At 62.0% G+C, this 21,689-nt stretch carries 21 protein-coding genes; 13 read left to right on the forward strand and 8 right to left on the reverse strand.

Features of this window, described 5'->3' with window-relative positions:
- Position 1 precedes the first annotated feature (1 nt).
- The 3 genes from ACE4RL_RS00005 to ACE4RL_RS00015 all read right to left on the reverse strand — a co-directional run bounded on the left by ACE4RL_RS00005 (position 2) and on the right by ACE4RL_RS00015 (position 4,539).
- On the reverse strand, positions 2-1,417 hold the full coding sequence (locus tag ACE4RL_RS00005) for an MFS transporter (RefSeq protein ID WP_375598509.1): 1,416 nt from the start codon (positions 1,415-1,417) through the stop codon (positions 2-4).
- Positions 1,418-1,552: 135 nt separating this feature from the next.
- Entirely contained in the window at positions 1,553-2,014 is a 462-nt protein-coding gene (cueR, locus tag ACE4RL_RS00010) for a Cu(I)-responsive transcriptional regulator (protein ID WP_375598510.1), read from the reverse strand.
- The gene (locus ACE4RL_RS00015; protein WP_375598511.1) at positions 2,011-4,539 is read right to left on the reverse strand and encodes a copper-translocating P-type ATPase; all 2,529 of its coding nucleotides are present in this window, start codon (positions 4,537-4,539) and stop codon (positions 2,011-2,013) included. The genes cueR and ACE4RL_RS00015 overlap by 4 nt, the downstream gene beginning before the upstream one ends.
- A gap of 169 nt (positions 4,540-4,708) precedes the next feature.
- Here ACE4RL_RS00015 and ACE4RL_RS00020 point away from each other — a divergent pair, with 169 nt between their 5' ends.
- The 12 genes from ACE4RL_RS00020 (at position 4,709) to ACE4RL_RS00075 (ending at position 13,978) form a co-directional block, all read left to right on the forward strand.
- Complete coding sequence (locus ACE4RL_RS00020; protein ID WP_375598512.1) at positions 4,709-4,909, forward strand: heavy-metal-associated domain-containing protein; 201 nt, start codon at positions 4,709-4,711, stop codon at positions 4,907-4,909.
- A 122-nt stretch (positions 4,910-5,031) separates the two neighbouring features.
- Positions 5,032-5,511 carry a DUF411 domain-containing protein gene (locus tag ACE4RL_RS00025; RefSeq protein WP_375598513.1) on the forward strand — a complete coding sequence of 160 codons (480 nt, stop codon included), beginning with the start codon at positions 5,032-5,034 and terminating at the stop codon, positions 5,509-5,511.
- 453 nt (positions 5,512-5,964) lie between these two features.
- Positions 5,965-7,404, forward strand: a complete 1,440-nt coding sequence (locus ACE4RL_RS00030; protein WP_375598514.1) for a multicopper oxidase family protein — start codon at positions 5,965-5,967, stop codon at positions 7,402-7,404.
- Positions 7,405-7,648: 244 nt separating this feature from the next.
- The gene (locus ACE4RL_RS00035; protein ID WP_375598515.1) at positions 7,649-7,969 is read left to right on the forward strand and encodes a hypothetical protein; all 321 of its coding nucleotides are present in this window, start codon (positions 7,649-7,651) and stop codon (positions 7,967-7,969) included.
- A gap of 49 nt (positions 7,970-8,018) precedes the next feature.
- Positions 8,019-8,651 (forward strand): cytochrome c, encoded by a 633-nt coding sequence (locus tag ACE4RL_RS00040; RefSeq protein WP_375598516.1) that lies wholly within the window; start codon positions 8,019-8,021, stop codon positions 8,649-8,651.
- On the forward strand, positions 8,648-9,562 hold the full coding sequence (locus ACE4RL_RS00045; RefSeq protein ID WP_375598517.1) for a c-type cytochrome: 915 nt from the start codon (positions 8,648-8,650) through the stop codon (positions 9,560-9,562). Before ACE4RL_RS00040 ends, ACE4RL_RS00045 begins: the two co-directional genes overlap by 4 nt.
- A gap of 208 nt (positions 9,563-9,770) precedes the next feature.
- Positions 9,771-10,082 (forward strand): hypothetical protein, encoded by a 312-nt coding sequence (locus tag ACE4RL_RS00050; protein ID WP_375598518.1) that lies wholly within the window; start codon positions 9,771-9,773, stop codon positions 10,080-10,082.
- A gap of 46 nt (positions 10,083-10,128) precedes the next feature.
- Positions 10,129-10,851, forward strand: coding sequence for a HupE/UreJ family protein (locus ACE4RL_RS00055; RefSeq protein WP_375598519.1), 723 nt, complete (start codon positions 10,129-10,131; stop codon positions 10,849-10,851).
- A 12-nt stretch (positions 10,852-10,863) separates the two neighbouring features.
- Positions 10,864-11,625 carry a hypothetical protein gene (locus ACE4RL_RS00060; RefSeq protein ID WP_375598520.1) on the forward strand — a complete coding sequence of 254 codons (762 nt, stop codon included), beginning with the start codon at positions 10,864-10,866 and terminating at the stop codon, positions 11,623-11,625.
- A gap of 60 nt (positions 11,626-11,685) precedes the next feature.
- Complete coding sequence (locus tag ACE4RL_RS00065) at positions 11,686-11,961, forward strand: metal-sensing transcriptional repressor (protein ID WP_375598521.1); 276 nt, start codon at positions 11,686-11,688, stop codon at positions 11,959-11,961.
- A gap of 11 nt (positions 11,962-11,972) precedes the next feature.
- Positions 11,973-13,277 carry an MFS transporter gene (locus ACE4RL_RS00070; RefSeq protein WP_375598522.1) on the forward strand — a complete coding sequence of 435 codons (1,305 nt, stop codon included), beginning with the start codon at positions 11,973-11,975 and terminating at the stop codon, positions 13,275-13,277.
- A complete protein-coding gene (locus ACE4RL_RS00075; RefSeq protein ID WP_375598523.1) occupies positions 13,274-13,978 on the forward strand; it encodes an ABC transporter permease in 705 nt (234 codons plus the stop codon). The genes ACE4RL_RS00070 and ACE4RL_RS00075 overlap by 4 nt, the downstream gene beginning before the upstream one ends.
- Before the next feature lie 190 nt (positions 13,979-14,168).
- Here the strand turns inward: ACE4RL_RS00075 and ACE4RL_RS00080 are convergent, their stop codons facing one another.
- Both ACE4RL_RS00080 and ACE4RL_RS00085 read right to left on the reverse strand, forming a co-directional pair.
- Entirely contained in the window at positions 14,169-16,568 is a 2,400-nt protein-coding gene (locus tag ACE4RL_RS00080) for an ABC transporter permease (protein WP_375598524.1), read from the reverse strand.
- Positions 16,565-17,308, reverse strand: a complete 744-nt coding sequence (locus ACE4RL_RS00085; RefSeq protein ID WP_375598525.1) for an ABC transporter ATP-binding protein — start codon at positions 17,306-17,308, stop codon at positions 16,565-16,567. The genes ACE4RL_RS00080 and ACE4RL_RS00085 overlap by 4 nt, the downstream gene beginning before the upstream one ends.
- Positions 17,309-17,388: 80 nt before the next feature.
- On the opposite strand from ACE4RL_RS00085, the gene ACE4RL_RS00090 reads away from it, so the two are divergent.
- On the forward strand, positions 17,389-18,042 hold the full coding sequence (locus tag ACE4RL_RS00090; RefSeq protein ID WP_375598526.1) for a TetR/AcrR family transcriptional regulator: 654 nt from the start codon (positions 17,389-17,391) through the stop codon (positions 18,040-18,042).
- 674 nt (positions 18,043-18,716) lie between these two features.
- Here the strand turns inward: ACE4RL_RS00090 and ACE4RL_RS00095 are convergent.
- The 3 genes from ACE4RL_RS00095 to ACE4RL_RS00105 all read right to left on the reverse strand — a co-directional run bounded on the left by ACE4RL_RS00095 (position 18,717) and on the right by ACE4RL_RS00105 (position 21,660).
- Entirely contained in the window at positions 18,717-19,475 is a 759-nt protein-coding gene (locus ACE4RL_RS00095; protein WP_375600318.1) for an ATP-binding cassette domain-containing protein, read from the reverse strand.
- A gap of 62 nt (positions 19,476-19,537) precedes the next feature.
- Positions 19,538-20,647 (reverse strand): ABC transporter permease, encoded by a 1,110-nt coding sequence (locus tag ACE4RL_RS00100; protein ID WP_116589496.1) that lies wholly within the window; start codon positions 20,645-20,647, stop codon positions 19,538-19,540.
- Between the two features lie 86 nt (positions 20,648-20,733).
- Complete coding sequence (locus ACE4RL_RS00105; protein WP_375598527.1) at positions 20,734-21,660, reverse strand: sugar ABC transporter substrate-binding protein; 927 nt, start codon at positions 21,658-21,660, stop codon at positions 20,734-20,736.
- Positions 21,661-21,689 lie beyond the last annotated feature (29 nt).

A 21,689-nucleotide genomic window follows, 5' to 3' on the forward strand; every position in this document is an offset into this window, starting at 1 on the left:
TTTAGCCCACCGGCACCTCCCGCTGGGCGGCGCTGCCGCGGATGAGGAGGAGTGTTGCCAGCGCAGCGACGGCTGCGACGACACCTGCGCCCTGGAACGCCGCCTGGAAGCCCTGGAGCATTTCTGCCGGACCGGCGCCGCCACGGCCGGAGCCGGCAGCGGAGATCGCCACCATGACCGCAAGGCCGATGGCCGAACCAATCTGGTAGGTGGTGTTGATGAGGCCGGAAGCCAGACCGGTTTCCTCGGGCTTAGCGCCTGCCATGCCCGACATGGTGGCCGGGATATAAGCCAGGGCCATGCCCAGGGCTGCCAGTAGAGAAGCCGGCAAGACGTTGATCACCAAGGATCCATCCAGCGGCAGGTTGGCGAAGAGAATGAGGGATGCCCCCATCAGCAACAGGCCGAGGATGAGATTGGTCTTGGGGCCGAACCGGCCAATCAGCTTGCCGGAGAAGCCAACCATGACGATCATGATCAAAATGGTCATCGGCAGGAGCGCGAGGCCACTGGCGAGGGCAGAGAGACCGAGGATCTGCTGCAGATAGAGATTGAGGAAGAACCACAGAGGGATCCAGGCCGCACCCAGAAGGGCCATGACCAGATTGCCGCCGGCCAGGTTGGGCGCCTTGAAGATGCCGAGGGGCAGCAGCGGTTCGCGGCGGACGCGCTGGGTGATCAGGAAGACCACGAGGAGCGCCAGGGAAATGCCGAGCAGCGACAGAATCAGCGGCGAACCAAGACCTGCCGTCTCGATGGTGACAATCGCATAGACCAGCGACACCAGCGCACCGGTCACAGTGACGGCGCCGAACCAGTCAACCTTGCCCCGTGCCCGTTCGGACTTGCGCAGAACAGCCGGGATGGCGGTCAGAACAATCAGGCCGAGCGGCACATTGATGAGGAAGGTCCACTGCCAGGCCATCCACTCGGTGATCACGCCGCCGAGGAAAACACCGGCCGAACCGCCGGCTGCTGCTGCTGCACCCCAGAAGCCGAAGGCCTTGCCCAACTCGGCACCATTATGTCCAAAGAGGCGCATGACGATGGTGAGGGCCGATGGCGCAATCAGCGCGGCACCGATACCTTGCAGGGCGCGACCGGCAAGCAGGATTTCCTGGCTTGTGGCGAGCCCGGCCAGCAGAGAGGCGGCGGTCAGGATGACGAAGCCGGTCGTGAAAATGCGGCGCGCGCCGAACAGGTCGCTCAACCGACCGCCGAGCAGCAACAGGCCGCCAAAGGCGATGACATAGGCGTTGAAAATCCAGCTCAGACCGCTGGCGGAAAAGCCGAGATCGGCCTGGATGGCGGGCAGTGCCACGCCGATGATGGAGGTATCGAGGATTACGATGAATTGGGCGGCACACAGCAATGCCAGAGCGGCCCATCTCTTCGGATCCGGTATGAACTTTTGCATTGGAGTTCCCCAGAAAAGGTTTCTCGCCGATTGCGATTAACCCCGGTCTCCGGCTTCCAACGCTGGTAGAGTCAAGAGGAGTGAGGAGGAATGTTGCAAACAAAAAAGGCGGTGAAAATTCACCGCCTTGAATGATCAGTGGGTATGCGGGTCTATTTCACCCGCAATACCAAATCGAGGCTTTCTCCTGATCAGTACTTTTGGCGCCGGAGAAACAGCGAACTCTTCGATGATAGGGCAGTCCGGCCTGTCATCGCCGTAGCAATTTTCCGCCAGATGCTCAAGTGTTCGACCCATTGCCTCAAGCGCTAGCGCCTTTTCTTTCAACTTGGCGACATGCTCCAGCGCGATAGCCTTGACATCGGCACTGGCACGGCTGCGGTCCCGCCACAGCGCCAGAAGGTCTCGCATCTGTTCGACGGAAAAACCGAGGTCCCGGGCGCGATTGATGAAGCGAAGCGCATGGATGTCGTGATCGGTATAGACGCGATACCCGGCATCTGACCGGTGTGCAGGGGTGATCAGACCGATGGTCTCATAGTAGCGGATCATCTTGGTCGAGATACCCGTAGCCTTTGCAGCGTGCCCGATGTTCATTTTGCGTACTCCAGCTCAAGTGGCGCACCAGAGGCACCTGCTTCGGAGCCGGCCGGCGCTCCAAAGGAGCGCAGGCGGAGGGCATTGGCGAGCACAAAGACGCTCGACAGGGCCATGGCACCGGCGGCAAGCGCAGGAGAGAGCAGCGTTCCGGTGAACGGGAAGGCCGCTCCGGCAGCAACCGGCACCAGTGTAGCATTATAGGCGAAGGCCCAGAACAGGTTCTGCTTGATGTTGCGGATGGTGGCCCGGCTAATGGCGAGAGCCGTCGAAACGCCGCGCAAGTCACCCGACATCAGGACCACGTCCGCGCTTTCGATGGCGATGTCGGTGCCGGTACCAACAGCCAGACCGACATCGGCCTCGGCCAGTGCCGGCGCATCGTTGATGCCATCACCCACGAAGGCCAGCTTGCGACCATCCGCACGCAAACGCTTGATGGCATCGACCTTGCCTTCGGGCAACACCTCGGCAACCACTTCGTCGATGTCCAGCTGGCGGGCAATTGCCTGCGCGGTGCGGGCGTTGTCGCCGGTGATCATCGCTACCTTCAAACCCTGCTCATGGAGAGCAGCAATGGCGCTGCGGCTGGTTGGCTTAATCGGGTCGGCTACGGCGATGATGGCGGCAAGCGTGCCGTCGATGGCGGCATAGAGCGGGCTCTTGCCTTCATCACCCAACTGGCGGGCATTGCCGGCAAAGTGGTCGACTGAAATACCGGCCTTGGCTAGTGCACGATCGGCACCAACAAGAACCTTGTGGCCGTCAACCATGCCGGAAATTCCATAGCCCGGGGTGGCTTCAAACCCCTGGGGCGCTGTCAGAGACAGCTCGCCCTTTTCAGCAGCGGCAACGATCGCTTCGGCAATCGGGTGCTCCGAGAGGGTTTCAAGGCTCGCCACCTGACGCAGGATTTCAGTGCGATCAAAGCCCTCGGTCACGATCAGGTCGGTCAGTTCAGGCCGGCCCTTGGTCAGGGTACCAGTCTTGTCGAGAGCAACAACATTGACGTCACGCAGGGTCTGCAGAGCCTCGCCCTTGCGGAACAAGATACCCAGTTCGGCAGCGCGGCCGGTTCCGACCATGATCGAAGTCGGGGTCGCCAGGCCCATGGCACACGGGCAGGCGATGATCAGCACGGCAACGGCATTGACCAGGGCGAAGGTGAGCTGCGGCGACGGGCCAAACACAAACCAGACGGCAAAGGTGGCCAGAGCGATGGCAATAACGACCGGGACAAAGACCCCGGTGACGCGATCGACAAGTGCCTGGATGGGCAGCTTGGAGCCCTGGGCGGTTTCGACCATGCGGATGATCTGCGCCAGAAGCGTGTCAGCGCCGACCTTGGTGGCTTCGAATTCGAAGGAGCCGGTCTTGTTGATCGTGCCGCCAACGACTTCGTCACCCTCGCCCTTGCGGACGGGAATAGGCTCGCCGGTGATCATGGCTTCGTCAACATAGGACTCACCAGACCGCACGATACCATCGACCGGGACCTTGTCGCCGGGGCGGATTTGGATGCGGTCGCCGGCACGGACGGCCTCGAGCGGCAATTCAATCACGGCCCCGTCGCGTGCAACACGGGCGGTCTTGGCCTGCAAGCCGACGAGGCGCTGAATGGCCTGGCTGGTGCGACCCTTCGCGCGAGTTTCAAGGAGACGCCCGAGAAGGATCAGCGTCACGATGACCGCTGCCGCTTCATAATAGACATTGGCGGTGCCGGCAGGGAGCAGGCCGCCGAAGAAGGTGGAGACGACAGAGAAGCCCCAGGCGGCCGATGTGCCCAGGACGACGAGCGAGTTCATGTCCGGGGCGCCGCGCAGCAAGGCCGGAATGCCCTTCTGGAAGAAGCGCAGGCCAGGTCCGAACAGGACGACGGTGGCCAGGATGAACTGCAGGTAGTGGTTGGTCTGCATGCCGATGGTGTTCATGATGAACATGTGCACCGCCGGAATGAAGTGCGAGCCCATTTCCATAACAAAGAGCGGCGCGGTCAGGACCGCTGAAAGGCCGAAGGCCCAGCTGAGCTTGCGCGCCTCAGCCGCCTTGCGATCGCTGGCGGGCTCCGGTTCGGCACCGGCCTCGGACGCGACCTGACGCACGTCATAGCCGGCCTCCTTGACCGTGGCTTCGAGCGCGGCGCGTGTGACCAGGCCACCAGCCGCACTAATGGTTGCCTTTTCGGTGGCGAGATTGACGCTGGCGCTGATGACGCCGGGAACGGCGGAGAGGGCCCGCTCGATGCGTCCGACGCAAGAAGCGCATGTCATGCCCTCGATTTCGAGTTCAAAGCTTTCGGCGCTGGTTTCGTAGCCGGCCGAGTTGATGGCGGCGATGATAGCGCTCGGTTGCACAGATCCATCTGTTTCAACGCTCGCCCGCTCCGTGGCCAGGTTGACAATGGCCTTGATCGTACCAGGAACGGCGGCAATCGCCTTCTCGACGCGCAGTACGCAGGACGCGCAGGTCATGCCTTCAATCGGGAACTCGAAACTGGATCCGGAAGAGATGGTGTCCGTAGACATTTTGCAGTCCTTTCATTTCGACTGCCATTCCATCTGCGCCTTCCAACGTTGGTAAGGTCAAGCACTTTCTTGCGAGAAATGGTGAGGTGAAAAATCTGCAAATTGGGCCTTGACCCTCCCACCGTGGGAAGAACCATTTCCAGCGTGTCTCAACCAAAAAGGACACGACATGTATAATTTCACCGTCTCCGACATGACCTGTGGCCATTGCGCCTCGAACATTGAGAAGGCCGTCAAAAGCACCGATCCGGCTTGCGAAATCAAGATCGACGTCCCTGCTCGCAAGGTGCAGGTGGAAACGGCCCGCTCCGCGCAGGACATCGCTGACGCCATCAAGCTGGCGGGCTATACCGGCACGCTGGCTGCCTGATTACCCCAGATCAATGCCGGCCGGGCAAAGCCGTCCTAAGGATCGCTCTGTCCGGCTTGCCATCACGCGGACAGAATGACCGCGCATAAATTGACCGATTTCTATGGATCGAAAGGCTGCTCATGCTGATCACCCGACGTACTTTCGCCATCGGCGCCCTGAGCCTCGCGGGCGCGACCTTGCTGCGGCCGGCACTGGCGCAAGACGCAAGCCCGGCAGTCTCGATCAAGAAAGATCCCTGGTGTGGTTGTTGCACCGGTTGGGCGCGCCACCTTGAGCAAGCCGGATTTGTGGTGAACATAGAGGAGATCGAAGAAATGGAGGCCGTTAAGGACAATCTTGGGGTCCCAGCCGAGCTTCGTTCATGCCACACGGCGACAATTGACGGATATGTGATTGAAGGTCATGTGCCCGCCGAGGCCATCGTCGCCTTGCTTGATCAACGACCGCAGGTCAGAGGTTTGGCAGTTGCGGGAATGCCTATCGGTTCACCGGGCATGGAAGGCCCCGCAGGCAGCGAGCCCGACCAGTACGCCGTGGTGGCATTCGACGGTTCGAGCGACTTTGTATTCATGCGGTTCGCCGGTCACCAACGGGTTTAAACACTTGACCCGGGCAGATAGCGGGGCCAGATCAAACCAGGTCGGTCATCGAGCACATATGAAGCGGATAGTTCAAGCACTGCTGACCTTGTTGATGGCGCTGACGCTCAACGCCTCGATGGTCCTTGCTTCGACGACACATGCCGCAACGCATCACACTGAGACGACCACAGCCGAACCCTGCGACCATCACGGTCACAGCCTTGAGATGTCAGGCGATGCGAATGAGCCGATTGGCGACGACTGCCCGCAACAGCTTTGTCCCTCTTGTACCGGCTTGCAGCTATCTGTTGTCGCCGCGCAGGACCATGCATCACATCACCTCGTTGCGCCATTCAGGGTGACCCATTGGTCTCCGTCCTGGCACCCGCCGCTGTTTCGGCCCCCCATCCATATCTGAAGCCCCGTTGATGGCCTGTGGGCCGATCCCTCTTTCAGATATTGGAGTTTTCCATGAGCAAGCAGCTCTCTCGTCGCGCTTTTCTTGGCGCATCCCTCGCCGTTGCCGGCAGTGCGGCCCTGCCACGCTTCGCCCTGGCACAGCAGCCAACTGCCCGAACCCTGGTTGCTGAGCGCCGCGTCATCGATGTCCTGGGCAAACCCGCTGATGTTTTCGGCATCCGCAATGAACTTGGCCGGCAAGGCCTGTTCCTCCCTGCCGGCGAACGTTTTCTTGTCGACCTCGAAAACCAGATCGGCACCGAGACCATCATCCACTGGCACGGCCAGGTGCCCGATCCGGCCCAGGACGGTGTGTCCGACACGGGCTATGTCTCCCCGCTAGCTGCGGCTGAAACACGATCGTTCGACTTTCCGGCACGGAGCGGGACGCATTGGATGCATTCGCACCACGGTCTACAGGAGCAGTCTCTCCTCGCCGCGCCGCTCGTCGTCTATACCGCTGAGGATGAGGCGGCGGACCTGCAGGATGAAACTGTCCTCCTGCACGATTTTTCGTTCCGTAGCCCCGAAGAGATTCTTGCGGAGCTGACAGGCGGCGATATCGGCGGCCACGGCATGCACGGAAGTGACAACACGGCCATGGGTGGCGGCATGATGATGGGCGGCATGGACCATGGAATGATGTCCATGGATCTCAATGACGTTGCATACGACGCCTTCCTTGCCAATGATAGAACGCTTGACGACCCGCAGGTCATCCGCACGGAGCCAAATGGCAGTGTCAGGTTGCGCCTGATCAATGGCGCAACCTCAAGTGCTTTCTGGATCAATCTCGGTGATGCCCAAGCCACTGTTCTGGCTGTGGACGGCAACGACGTCGAGCCGATCACCGGCAGTCGCTTCCCGATGGCGGCTGCCCAGCGGCTGGACCTGCTGATCGACATGAAGGGCAAGTCCGTGGTTCCGGTGTTAGCTCAGGTCGAGGGCCTTACGGACCGCACAGGTGTCATCCTCGCGGTCAATGGTGCCGTGATCCCGAAGGTGTCGAGATACGCGGAGCAAGCCGAGGGGCCGGTCGATCTGTCCCTGGAAGAAAGACTGATCTCGCGCCATCCACTTGCGTCCAGGGCAGCCGACCGGACGATCCAGACCATGATCATGGGGTCAATGGCGCCCTATGCCTGGAACCTGGATAATGCCCCTTGGCCCAACCGCCGCCCTCTAACAGTGGCCGAGGGCGAGAGGGTGACTCTCGAGATCATGAACCATTCGATGATGGCCCACCCCATGCACCTGCATGGACACCATTTTCAGGTCACGTCCCTCAACGGCCGGCCCTTGGACGGCGCCGTGCGCGACACCGTCCTCGTCCCGCCCATGGCCACAGTCGGCATCAGCTTCGACGCCGACAATCCGGGGCGTTGGCTATTCCACTGCCACAACCTCTATCACATGGCCACGGGCATGATGACCGAGGTGGTTTACAGCTAAGTTGCTCAAAGGGTCCCGCCGCTACCGCCTTTCTTGGAGACGCAGCGGGGCCCATACCGACAATTGGATGGAAACTGCATTCCCTTCCCAGCCATAGAACTCCCTACGGCTACGCTCGGCACGCATCGGGTAGTGAAGCCTGCTGAGCGGGCGTCGAGGAACCGAAACAGCGGCTGCTTGCGCCCACGCCGCGTGGAGGTCACATTGTTGGTATCAAAGCGAAGCATTGGGAAGAGATTCGCGTTTGAAGCTGCTCAGAAACATATTCAACATGCTAGCCGTGGTCATGGTGCTGCTCTCCGGCGCCCTTCCATTGCACGCGTCTGAGCCCTTCATGCAAACAACATCTATGGAGCAACTGGATCACGACCACGCATTGGTGCCGGCGGAATCCCATTCGCACAACCTCGCCGATCAGATTGTTCACTGCGGTGCACCCATTCTTGGCGCCGAACCCTTCCGCCTAAGCTGCTCACTGCCGACATCATCGGTCGTCTACTTCGAGCATGACGGATCATCCCCGTTTGCCGTCACAGACGAGAACCTCCGTCCGCCCAGGGCCTGAGCATTCGTTCGCTGCCGTTTTGCGGCTTTTGCCAACCTGGATACACGACATGATGAACAAGACGACCTATCGCGGGCCTGCGGCCTGCGCGGTGCTACTGGCAGGTGCCATGGCAGCGGCTGGCCACAGTGGCGCCACCGGTATAGTGGGCGAGCGAATGATGGGCATGATGATGCTCAGCGAGCAGATCAAGCTCCTCGCGCCGATCGCCGAGCGTCCGAAATCCGGAGATGTGCAGAAGCTCATCACTGCAGCCGAAATGATCAGCATGCATGCCGGTTCGGCCATGACCGATCTCTTCCCGGAAGGAAGTCTTGATGCACCATCCGAGGCTCGGGCGGAGATTTGGCAAAATTGGGAGGAGTTCGTCGCCTACGCCGACAGGCTGGGAGAACTCGGCGAGGAGCTGGAAGAGTCTGCCAAAGCGCTGGCGGTGGAGCCAAAGCCCGAGTCGGGCGAGAAGCCCTCGACCTCAATTGCTGAAGTCAGCGAATGGGAGCGCATGGATTTCGCTTGGTTGATGGGACTGTCTGCAGCGCCGGCCTTTATGGCCGAGCCGGTCACCACAAGGGAGATCGGTGGCGCCTCTGACACGCCACAGGTGCGACCGGTCAGGGCGGTTTATTCGGACGTGTCGGCAACCTGCGCCGCGTGCCACTCTACCTTCCGGCGCGAACCATGAACCGTCTTGTTCTGCTCCCATTACTGGCGATTGTTGCCGCGGTCACTGGCACCATTGTCCTCGAAAACTGGCCATTGCCTGCAGCGGCCAAGGTGACGGAGCTGCAGGGCGACGCCAAGCGCGGCGCCTATCTCGCGAGGCTGTCTGGCTGCGTGACCTGTCATACGGCTCCTGCCACCCCCCCGCTGTCGGGCGGCGCTGCCATCGCGTCCAACTTCGGCTCATTCAGAGCACCCAACATCACTCCCGATCCTGTGGCCGGAATAGGCGCCTGGACCTTCAAGCAGTTTGTGCGTGCCGTTCGTCAGGGCGTCTCCCCCAGGGGAGAAACGTACTACCCAGCCTTTCCCTTTGAATTTTACGCGACGTTGACTGACCAGGATATGGCGGACCTATGGGCGGCAGTGCAAGCAACTCCGTCCGTTGATAAGCCGAGTGAGGGGCATGATCTTCGCTTTCCGTTCAATGTCCGCGCTGCCGTGAAAGTCTGGCGCTCGCTGTTCGAGCGGACCGCCGACTACGAAGTGGACGCATCAAGGACGTCGGAATGGAATCGCGGCAAGTATCTCGTGGAGGGCCCGGCGCATTGCGCCGCCTGCCACACGCCGCGAAATCTTTTGGGCGGATTGTCGAGCAAGGAGCTGGCTGGCGACCCTAACATGCAGGGAGGTGGTGCATCGCCTGCTATCACCGCTGGCGCGCTGACAGCAGGTGACTACACCCGCGAAAGCCTGGTACAGGCCCTCCGCACCGGAGTGACACCGAATGGCGATGTGTTCGGCGGTTCGATGGCGGAGGTGGTGCACGGCAGCACGAAGTTTCTGCTCGAGCAGCACTTGGTGGATATGGCGACATTTCTGCTCGACCTTGGCAGTGGCGACGCCAGCGAGGGCGAGAAGAGCAAGCCGTAGTGGCATTTGAGATCTAACCATTACAAGTCGTCGTGATGGTGTCTACACCATGGACAGGCGCTGTTTGGCGCTATCGGCCTAGGCACCGGCCTTCTGCCATAGAACAGCCACCCTCATGGGCGAACCAAGCCGCGCCGAGGTGCCGCACCTCGTCTTTAGCGCGCATTAACCAGACCGGGGCAAACTTCAAACCATGCGAAAATGGCCAATGACATGGCTGACGGCAGTCGTCGCCCTGGTTTTTGCCTCGCTGCTCGCCACGCCGGTCGTGGCTGCGGCAGCGCATTCGCATGTCATTGGGGCCGTTGTCGAAGCCGTGGAATCGCACGGCCACGCCCATGGTGATGTCGGCGCGGATATCCACGACGCCACCGATCATGCCCATGATGTGCCTCATCATCCGAGTGTCCAGACTGTCGTCTTGGTCCACCTCTCGCCGGATTGGCCCGGCGGCATGGTCTTGAACATAAAGAGCTCGATTCGGTTCGGCACCGAAAGACCACCCAAAACCTTGCTGTGACCCGCCAGGGGCAAGCCCCTCACGTTCACATGCACGGATCAATTCTATGACCCTCAATCCTCCGTGGGCGATTTGGTCATTCAGGCCGATCGCAACCGCCCTCCTGGCGTTGTCGGCTGCCCTCGCCTTGACCGGCGCCGCTCAGGCGCATGGCGTCGACACATCCGACGCCGGCTACATCGCCGAAATCACCGGCTGGAACCTGCTGCCGTATGTCTATCTGGGCGCCAAGCACATGATCACCGGCTATGACCACATCCTGTTCCTGCTCGGCGTCATCTTCTTCCTCTATCGGATGGAGCATATCGGCATTTATGTGTCGCTGTTCGCCATCGGGCACTCCACCACAATGCTGCTGGGCGTCTATTTCAACTGGGCCATCAGCTCTTATTTCATCGATGCCATCATCGGCCTGTCGGTGGTGTACAAGGCGCTGGACAATATCGGCGCCTTCCAGCGCTGGCTTGGCTTCCAGCCCAATACCAAGGCGGCGACCCTGATCTTCGGCCTGTTCCATGGCCTGGGTCTCGCGACAAAGGTGCTTGAATACGACATGTCGCCGGATGGACTCCTGCCAAACCTTATCGCCTTCAATGTCGGGGTCGAGATTGGGCAATTGCTGGCGTTGGCCGCCATCCTCATCGTCATGGGTTTCTGGCGGCGCACGCGCTCGTTCTGGAAGCTCGCCTATTCTGCCAACGTCGCCATGATGTGCGCCGGTTTCGTGCTGTTCGGATACCAGCTCGTCGGCCTCATGGTCGTGCCCTAAGGATCGCTTCCCATGTACAATACCGACTTTCCCAGCAAGGCCGACCTGCCCACGACGGACCGCCTGATCCGCTCGACCGTCATCGCCGGGGTCAGTGCCCTGGCCATCCTTGTCACCGTCGTGCTGCCCTCCGAATACGGCATCGACCCCACCGGCTTCGGGCGTCTGACGGGCCTCACCACCATGGGGCAGATCAAGATGCAGCTCGCCGAGGAGGCGGCAGCTGGAGAAGCGTTGAGCGCAGCGGCTGCCGCCGGAACAGCCATTCCGAACCCAACGCCTGCCCCAGCGACAGACACGCAGCAACTGGCGGCCCGCGTCGATGCCCTCGAAAGCCTGATCCTGGAACTGCAGTCGACCCAGCCAACAGTGGCAGTGCCGACTGAGGTCGCTCCCGCACCAGCCGAATTGGCCGCTGCGACTGCTCCCGTTGAAGCGCCAGCGGCCGTTGCCGCGCCGCTCTGGCGCGACGAGGTTACCTTCACCCTCACACCCATGGAGGGGACGGAATACAAACTGGTCATGCAGGCTGGTGCCGTCGCCACCTATGAGTTCGTCGTCGATGGCGGCGTCATCAACTTCGATGCCCATGGTGAAGGCGAGGGACAGTCCTTGACCTATGAAAAAGGCCGCGGGGTGGCGAGTGACGCTGGTGAATTGATCCCGCCAGTCTCGGGGACGCATGGTTGGTTCTTCCGCAATCGCGGCGGTGAGGACGTCGTGGTGACGCTGCGTACAGGCGGCGACTATCAGGAATTGCGCAAGCTGATCTAAGGCCAATCTCTGAAGATCACGACATTGACCTATCCCCCCTGGGGGGATAGGTCTTGGTGCATGAACGAGCACCTTCACGCCTCGCACCCCGATATCGTCAAACGTCTAAAGCGAGCCGATGGCCACCTGAGATCGGTGATCGAGATGATCGAGACCGGCCGCCCCTGTGTCGATATTGCCCAGCAACTGCATGCGGTCGAAAAGGCCATCCAGCAGGCCAAGAAGACGCTGATCCACGATCATCTCGAGCACTGCCTCGATGACGCGGTCACCCAGGACGGTTCCGTCGACCGTGCCGCCATTGACGGCTTCCGTGAAATTACCCGCTACCTCTGAAGGTTCTCCCGATGCTGGCCGTGCTCGCCAATCGCACCTATCGACACCTGTTCCTGGCCCAGGTCATCGCCTTGATCGGCACGGGTCTCGCCACGGTGGCGCTTGGCCTGCTGGCCTTTGATCTCGCGGGCGCCGATGCGGGCGCCGTGCTCGGAACGGCTCTCGCCATCAAGATGGTGGCCTATGTGGGCGTGGCGCCCATCGCATCGGCCTTTGCCGAGCGCCTGCCGCGCCGAACCATGCTGGTGGGGCTTGATCTGGTGCGAGCCGGGGTGGCGGTGCTGCTGCCCTTCGTCACCGAGATCTGGCAGGTCTATGTGCTGATCTTTGTGCTGCAATCGGCTTCGGCCGCCTTCACGCCGACCTTTCAAGCCACCATCCCGGACGTGCTCCCGGATGAGAAGGACTATACGCGGGCCTTGTCGCTTTCGCGCCTAGCCTATGACCTTGAAAGCGTGGCCAGTCCGCTGCTCGCCGCAGCGCTCCTGACGGTCATCTCTTTCAACAGCCTCTTTGCCGGGACAGTCATCGGCTTCCTCGCCTCGGCCCTGCTCGTCCTTTCGGTGGTCCTGCCCAGCCCGAAACCCGCTGCACCGCGCGGCATCTATGACCGCACCACCCGGGGCATGCGCATTTACCTCAAGACGCCGCGGCTGCGGGGCCTGCTGGCGCTGACCTTTGCCGTTTCAGCCGCCGGGGCCATGGTCATCGTCAATACCGTGGTACTGGTGCAATCGTCCTTCGGGCTCGACCAACAGGCCACCGCCATTGCCCTGGCGGCCTTTGGTGGTGGCTCAATGGTGGCTGCGCTGGCCCTGCCAAAACTGCTGGACCGGTTCGCCGACCGTCCCGTCATGCTCGTTGGAGCGGGCCTGCTTGTTGCTACAATGCTGGCGGGCAGTCTCGTCGGCGGCTACGGCACACTCCTGGCGCTGTGGTTCGTCATCGGCATCGGCTATGCGGCTACCCAGACGCCGACCGGGCGCCTCATCCGTCGATCCTCCCATCCCGAAGATCGTCCGGCCTTGTTCGCCGCCCAGTTTGCGCTTTCCCATGCCACATGGCTCCTCAGCTATCCGCTGGCCGGCTGGCTTGGGGCGACAGCAGGCATGCAGGTTACGTTCATCGCCATGGCCGCCATTGCGACCTTTGGCGTCGTCGCGGCCACGCGGCTCTGGCCGCAGGGTGACCCGGTCGAGATCGAGCACAGCCATGATGACCTGCCCGCAGGTCACCCGCATCTGGCCGGACATGGCCATCGCCATATCCATGCCTTTGTCATCGACGCCGAGCACGCCAACTGGCCGGGTCGATGACCGATATCCTGGCTTTTCTGGTTGCGCTGCAGGGTGATATCCAGCGGTCGGTTGCTGATCAGATCAGCGCCTTCTCGGCGAGCGGTGACTGGCTTGCCCTGCTTGGAGCAATGCCGCTCGCGGTAGCGTTCGGCATGGCCCATGCCCTGACGCCGGGACACAATAAACTGGTTCTCGCAACCTTCGTCCTGGGAGAGCGGCTCGGTCTGCTCAAGGCCCTCACGACCTCGATGCTGCTCAGCGCTACCCACATCGGCAGCGCAGTCGCAATCGGCTTCGGGGCCAATTGGCTGGTGTCGCGCACTATCACCCAGGCAGGCCGGGCGCCGCTTCTCGAAACAACCAGCCAGGTCTTGCTCGCCGCAATTGCGGTCTGGATGGTCTGGCGCGCCATCTGGCCCACGCGATCGCATGAGCATCCCGGTCTTTTTGCCGTGGCCGCGGGTTTGGTGCCCTGTCCATTGACACTGTTCACAGTGGTGATGGCGACCTCGATGGGATCTCCGGAGGCCGGCGCGATATTTGCCCTGGCGATGCTGGTGGGGGTGGGGAGCGTGCTGTCGCTGGTCGGCTTGGCCGCGCATGTTGGCGCCGCCAGAATGAGCGGAATAGTTGGGCGTCTCGACCTTGCCGGCCGGGCTGTACTCGGCCTTGGGGGCGCGATGTTGCTCTTGTTGGTGCTCATCTCTCTGCTTGGGTGAAGCACCCAATGCTGAAAGCCCCGGAGACGACACTGTCGCCTCCGGGATTGGGCGGCGGGATTGGCTATCCGCCATGCAGGGACCTGGCTACGCCGACGAGATCGAAACTATGGGCTGCGTAGCTAACAAGCCCTATGGCGATCAGCACGATGAAGGCGACGAGAAAATCGCGACGGGTCATTTGGGACTCCTAGTTGTAGGCGAGGGTTTGACGGATGGTGAGGCGCGCGGCCTGCCCGGCGGGCGCCAGGCTGGCGAGGACAGAGCCGACAGCCAGGATCAGGGCCCAGATGGCGATGGCTTCTGGCGAAACGGTCAGCGGTAGCGGCAGGCCGAAGGACAGGGTGCCGACCAATTGCCCGATGCTGTAGCCGAGCGGCACGCCGACCAGCAGCCCCAGGGGCATGCTGAGGAAGGCAATCATCAGACCCTCTGCCAGGATGTTGCGCATCAGGGCACCGCCGCTGGCACCAATGGTCCGCATGATGCCGAACTCACGGGTGCGTTCCACCACGCTCGAGCCCTGGGATGCGGCCAGGCCAATGCTCCCGACCGCCGCCATCAGCAGTGCCATGGCCTTGAGGGCAATGATGAGGACGACGACATGGCCCGATTGCGCCGCCGCCAGGGTGGCCTCGGTGGTCACCTGTTCAATGGCGATGCCGGCCTGGGTCAGGGCTGCTGATGCCAGGCTTGCCGTCTCCACGACGCGTGCGTCGTCATCTTCAGCCAGGACAAGGCGGAGGGCGGTAACTGCGTCGCCGTGGGCGGCCAGTTCGGCAAACAGGTCCCGGGGAATGTACGCAGTTGCGGGGGTAAGGATCTGGCGCGCAATGCCGCCGGGCAGCGCCGCCACGGTCCGTCCTTCTACGGCCAAGAGCAGCGGCGTATCGAGTGGTGGGCGGCCGAGCAGGTTCCACGCTTGCTGGTTCAGCACGATGGTTGACGCGTTCTCGCCATTCCCGGCAAGAAAGACCGGGTCGGCTGGCAGGCTGCCAAGTGGTCGCAGCGACAGGCTGCCGTGGCCGCCATCGGGATAGGTGCGCACCAGCATCAGTCCATCCTCGCGGCCGGCGGCTGCAGCGATCAGGTCTGTCGGACGCAATTCTGCAATGTTGGGTACGGAGGCTAGAGCCTCGGACAGTGCCGCGGGCGATGCTGGATCGAGCAGACTGATCTCAATGTCGTAGTCACGGCTGTTGGCGGCTTCCACCAATTGGCCCTGCCAGGCCGCCTCGACATTGAGCGCGGCGATGAACATCGCGCCAGCCGTGCCCAGCAGTCCGATATTGAGCAGCAGCCGTCCACGCTTGCGGAACGCGTTGCGCAGGGCCAGCAGAAGCGTGCGATCGACGCCGGTGAACCGTCCGAGCAGGCGCTGGATCGGATCACTGCGCAGGGCGCTGGCGGCGATGCCCTGATCGGCCAGTGCCTCCCGCACCGTCGCGCGGGTGGCCTTGCGGATGGGAACCGCAACGAAGACCAGCGGTAGCAGCAGGCCCGCAGCGATCAGGGCGATGACGAGCCAGCCCGGCACCAGCGGCGAGACGATGTCGAAATTGAGCAGTTGCGCGATCACCCCGGCAAAACTGGCGGCCCCATACAGTCCCAGGGGAATGGCTATCGCGAGCGCCAATGCCGCCACGATCGCAATGCCGGACAGGTAGAGCCCGCCGATCTGCCGGCTGGTACCGCCGATCGCCTTCATGATGGCGATCTGGCGCACCTGCTGCGCCAGCAGCGCCGAGACCATGGCCGCGGTCAGCACAGCACTGAGCATGAGCGTCAGGATGGCGAACAGCATGAACATGCCCAGGACGCCATTCATCTGGCTCTGGTGGGGATGCTCGTTGACCGGCGGAATCTGCACCTGGTGCACGGTGGCGCCGAGATCGCGGAGGCGGCTGGCGACGCCACTGACGACGCCATCGACATGATCCTGGCCAAGGCCGGCGTCTTGAACGATCACTTTGACCAGTTCGGGCTCGAGCGGCAGGCCGAGCTGCGTCGCCGTTCCTGACGACAGATAGATGTAGGCGGTCTGCTCCTGCCAGGCGGGCGCGAGGCTGGGGTCGTGGACCGTGCCGGCAATGGGCAGGTCAAGCGTGGCGCCACCGCTGGTCTGGATGGAGATTTCTTCGCCGAGGACCGCACCGAGAAAGCCCATGGCCTCGCGTTCCAACAGGACTGTGCCGTCGGCAGGTGGAAAGCTCCCGTCCTCGGGAAAGGTCTGCCCGATACTGGAACTGGAGAAGTCGGGGACAATGAACAGCAGGGTGCGATGCCAGGCGCCGTCGCCGGTTCTTGCTCGGGCGACGACGATGGAGGCCGGCTCCGCTGCAGCAATGTCGGGATCGGCCGTGATGGCTGCGAGGATTTCCGGCGTCACCTCACCGACATCGAGCAGAGCCGAGGCCGGATTGGTCTGGAGGTAATTTCGCGCGATCTCACGGCTGAGTATGGCATAGGCACCCGCTATGGTGGTCAGGGCGAACATGCCGATGGTGAGCGCAGCAAGCATAAGGCCGATACGGCCACGGGTCGCGCCAAAATCGCCGATCAACTTGCGCCAGCGTGGAGCAAGGGTCATGTCCGGGCTCCCTGACCGGTATGGGCGACCATCCGGCCGTCGGCCAGTTCGATCGTATCGGTGAAATAGGTCGCAAGGTCGCGTTCGTGCGTAACCATGACCACGGTGCGGCCCTCTTCGGTCAGGCCGCGAAACAGATCCATGACCTCGCTGGTGGTGCGCGAATCGAGGTTCCCGGTCGGCTCGTCGGCCACCAGAAGCGGCGGGTCATTGGCGAGGGCACGCGCAATTGCGGCGCGCTGCTGCTGCCCGCCCGACAGATCAGCCGGCAGCTTGTCGGCCTGTTCGGCAATGCCGAGCTTTTCGAGCAGCCCCAGGGCACGCGGTCGCCGCTCCTCGGCGCGGCCGACGCTGCAGAAATCCATCGGCAGCATGACATTTTCGATGACCGTCAATGTCGGCAACAACTGGAAGAACTGGAACACCACGCCGACATTGCGGCCGCGCCAGGCGGTCAGTTCTTCCTCCGACTTGCCGTTGAGCAGCACGTCGCCAAAGCGGATTTCGCCACTGGTTGCACTGTCGATGCCGGTCAGCAGATTGGCCAGGGTGGTCTTGCCGCTGCCCGACTTGCCGACCACCGCCAGGAAGTCACCGGCCTCGAGGTCGAGAGTGATGCCGGCGAGCGCGGCGAAAGGGCCGGCTGGCGTGTTGTAGGTTTTGCCGATGGCCCGCAGGCTGACAATGGGGGCGGCGGCGATGGTGCGCGCGGCGGGTTTGAGAAGCGAGGTGGGGGGCACGTTATGAAACTCCGTGACGATCAGACATTCGTGTGATATTGGACACATGTCTTGAAACGCAATCGACACGGCGCCTGCTCATGTCCGATACTGAACACTGGCCCGGATTTGACCGGGAAAAGACCGCGCAGGTGCTGGAAGCCGATGGACTGATCGACCGGCGTGTCCGCCGCACGCGCCAGACATTGCATGAGACGCTCATGCGACTGACGGTCGAGCGCGGCTATGACGAGGTTACCGTTGCCGACATCGCCGCCGCTGCCGATGTCGGGCGATCCACGTTCTATGCGCACTTCACCGACAAGGATGACCTGCTGCGCAGCGCAGTGGGCACGCTGCGCTGCGCCCTGATGCAGCAGCATGCGGCGGCGGGAATTGACGGCGGCGGTCCGGACCGCATTCTGGGCTTCAGCCAATTCATGACGGCCCACCTGGCCGAACAACGGATCCTGTACAAAGCCTTGATGCGCGGCAGGGCGGGTCCCATCCTGCTTGATTTCATCCGCCACGCCCTATGCGACATTGTGCGGGCAGAGCTGGCCCCGGGGATGAAGTCGACCAATGCACCACTCGATGACGAACTGACCGTGCAGTTTCTTGTTGGCGGCTATATGTCGGTCCTGACCTGGTGGCTCGACCGAGGAGGCAAGGAACCGCCCGAGCTCATTGAATCCGGCTTTCGGCAGATGGCGCTGAACGGCCTCTCGATCAAGTCGGCCACCAGTGCTCCTTAGCGCGCTAACCGACCGTCAAATTGAAGTGGGCGACTTCTGATTGCCTACAATTGGCGCGTTCGGTGCGACGAACCGGAGCGTCAGCTATCGGGGTGCTGCTCAGGCCCGCTGAACGACCGATCAGGGGCGCGTTGTCGATGGTCCGGAGTCCTTCTTGGACAGGACATGATCATGTCGCTGCTGACCGTCCGGTTCCAGATATCGAACCGGACACCGCGCTTGCCCGGTGCAGAAAGAACCGGATCGCCCAGATCTGCCGGACCTTGAGCGCCCGCTTGGCGCCGACTTGCCGACCGGCGTTCCAAGCCGGCCGACCTCTGGCGGCGGGGTCCTATTGTGAGATACCCGTTTTCGTTCTCCTTCGGCCTAAATAGGCCAATCAGAGAACGATGAAGTGCGGTGGGTCTTCAGATGCGTCGCATCGATCCCGCTCACCACCCGCCGGTCACCGGTCCGCGGACCCCCGTACGAAAGCAGAAAGAACGGCGAAATCCGCGCCATCTGGCGCTCGCTCAGCAGGAACAAATCACCCACCACTGCCGCCTTCTCAGAGACCGTGAATCACATCTCAATCGGAACCAAGAGGTCCTGAGCCTAGTGGATGCCGTTAACGAGGAAGCCGCGAACGTCGAGGCACCGACGGAGGTGCGGTCTGACGTCCAGGGATTTGGCCGTCAGACCGTGCCTCCAAGCGAACCTTCGAGCTTGGCCAGTTCCTGACCGCCAGCCATCAAATCCTGCAATTGTTCGGAGGTGATCTCACCGCGCTTGGCAGTACCCAGGGTCTTGCCCCGGTTGAGGACCGTGAACCGATCCCCTACAGCCATGGCGTGACGTACGTTGTGGCTGATGAAGACCACACCCACGCCCTGCTTGCGCACCTTGTCGATGGTGGCCAGAACGTTGGAGGTCTGCCGCACGCCCAGGGCAGAGGTGGGTTCGTCCAGAATGAGGATCTTGGCACCGAAATGCACTGCCCGCGCAATGGCGACCGTTTGGCGCTCGCCACCGGAAAGTGTACCCACAGCCTGATCCGGCGCGCGCAGATTGATCCCCATTTCCCGCATTTCGGTCATGGTGATCTCATTCATGCGATCCATGTCCAGCCGCTTGAAAGGCCCCACGCCTTTGGTCGGCTCACGCCCCATGAAGAAGTTCCGGGTTACACTCATCAGCGGGATCATTGCGAGATCCTGGAACACCGTGGCGATGCCTGCCTCCATGGCGTCACGCGGTGTCGAGAACGACATCTGTTTGCCTTCAAACAGGATCTGGCCGCTTGTGGGCTTGTGCACCCCGGACATGGTCTTGATGAAAGTTGATTTGCCCGCGCCATTGTCGCCGAGCAGACAATGGCATTCGCCAGGCTTTACGTCGAAGCTGACCCCGGCCAAAGCAATGATATTGCCGAAATGCTTTTCGATGTTCTGCATTTCGATGATCGGGGCAACGTCGGGCGCTTCGCCATGATGGAACTTGGAGTCTGCGGTCATGATCAGCGCTCCCCGGTGACGCGTTTGCGGATCGCGTTGTTAAAGAGAACGGCGACGAGCAGCATGCCGCCCAGGAAGACCTGGAACCAGTCCTGGTCGAAATCGGTATAGGTCAACCCGATCACGACCATGCCGAAGATGACAGCGCCGAAGAAAGCGCCGATGGCAGAACCATAGCCGCCGGTGAGCAGACAGCCGCCGATCACTGCCGCGATAATGGCCTCGAACTCCTTCATGAAGCCGCGGCGGGCATCGGTCGAGCCTGCGTCCATGACGGTGATGATGGCGACCAAAGCAGCGCAGCACGCCGTGACCATGAACAGCGAAATCTTCACCTTTCGCACCGGCACGCCCGCATTGCTCGCAGCATTGGCGTCCCCACCGGCGGCAAATATCCAGTTGCCAACCGGAGTTCTGAGCAAGACCCATGTCGCCAAAAGGGCGATCAGCACGAACCAGACGATCTCGATCGGCAATCCCGGCACTTTGGGCGCGCCATTGTTGAAGGTTTCAATGATTCCGGCATCGGCGAGTACCTTGAAAAGTGCGCCAAACGCATCCCCTGAGAAGAATGGCGCGAGCCAGTCCCCTTCCACGGCTTCGCGCACACCGCGAAGCTGGGTGGAGCCACCAGTGGCGATCTTGAGGCCCACCAGCGACAGTCCTCGCAAAACGAACAGGAATGCCAGGGTCACGATGAAGGATGGCAGTCCGGAGCGGATCACGATGATGCCGTTGATCGATCCCACCATAGCTGAGAGCAGGAAGGTCGCCGGAATGGCGATAATAAGCGGCAGGCCAAGCGTGACGGTGGCCGCGGCAAAGAACAGGCCGGCGAAGGCGACCATCGATCCGATCGAGAGATCGAATTCACCCCCGATCATCAGCAGCGAGGCCCCGATGGCAAGTATGCCGAGCTGGGCGGCGGGCGTCATGAAGTTGACGATCCCGGAGAAGGTGAACATCGCCGGATCTGCAGTTAGCAGGAAGAAGACCGTGACCAGGATGAATCCGGCAACGGCGCCGAGTTCGGGCCTCTTGAGGATACGGGCGCCCAGGCCCTCGGCCTTCATGCGCTCGTCTCTTACAGCCTGTGCAGCATCTTCTGACATATGGTCCTCCCTGGAGATCTGGCGATGCTTGAGGGCCGTGACGCGGTGTGCAGCACGGCCCCGGTTTCACAACGTCATGGCAGCGGTTAGCGGATGCCCTGAGCGGATAGCTCGACCACCTGGCCCGCCTTGTCGGCGGTGATCAGGTTCGGACCGGACGGCACGTCGCCGCCGGGCACGAGACCATACTTGGCGTGCAGCGCCAGGAAGGTCACCGGCAGGTAGCCCTGGAGGAATTGCTGCTGATCGATGGCGAACGCGGCATCGCCGTCAGCGACGGACTGCAGGAAGTTAGCGGACAGATCGAAGGTACCGATGAGCACGTCGCCCGTGCGACCAACGGCGGCAACCGCAGCTACCGCGGGCTCACCCACCAGGCTGGCGCCAAGACCCATCACCGTATCGATATCCGGGTTGGACTCAAGGGCTGCGCGAATCTTGGCCTCGACCTCGGCCGGATCGTTGTTGGTGGGAACTACGTCAACGGTGCCGCCGAAACCTTCGATGAACCCTTCGCAGCGCAGATCGAGGGCGACGTTGCCGACTTCCTGGTTGACGCAGATGGCGGTTGTGCCACCCATCTCGGCCAGCTTCTCACCAGCCGCCTTGCCAGCAGTGAATTCGTCCTGGCCGACGTGGAGCAATGCTCCGAGTTCCTTGGCAACGTCCGAACCAGAGTTCATTGAGATGACCGGGATGCCGGCCGCAACAGCACGCTGGATGGAGGGACCAAGAGCGTCGGCATCCGGGATGGACACGACGAGCCCGTCGGGCTCCTGGTTCACCGCCGCGTCGATCAACTGGCTCATCTGCACCATGTCGAAGGTCTCAGGGGATCGGAAGTCGACATTGGCGCCGGTGTCGGCCGCAGCGGCCTCCACGCCGTTCTTTACAACTGACCAAAACGGATCGTTGGCCTGGCCATGGGCAACGACGATGATTTCCTGCGCCGCAGCCGGAGCAGAAAATCCGACAGCCGCAGCAATGGCGACCGCCTGGAGCAATTTAGACATGTTACCTCCCATATGTGTGTTGTGGACTA

Origin of the sequence: Devosia polycyclovorans, from assembly GCF_042181575.1 — a bacterium.
In the GTDB taxonomy this organism is placed as follows: Bacteria; Pseudomonadota; Alphaproteobacteria; order Rhizobiales; family Devosiaceae; genus Devosia; species Devosia polycyclovorans.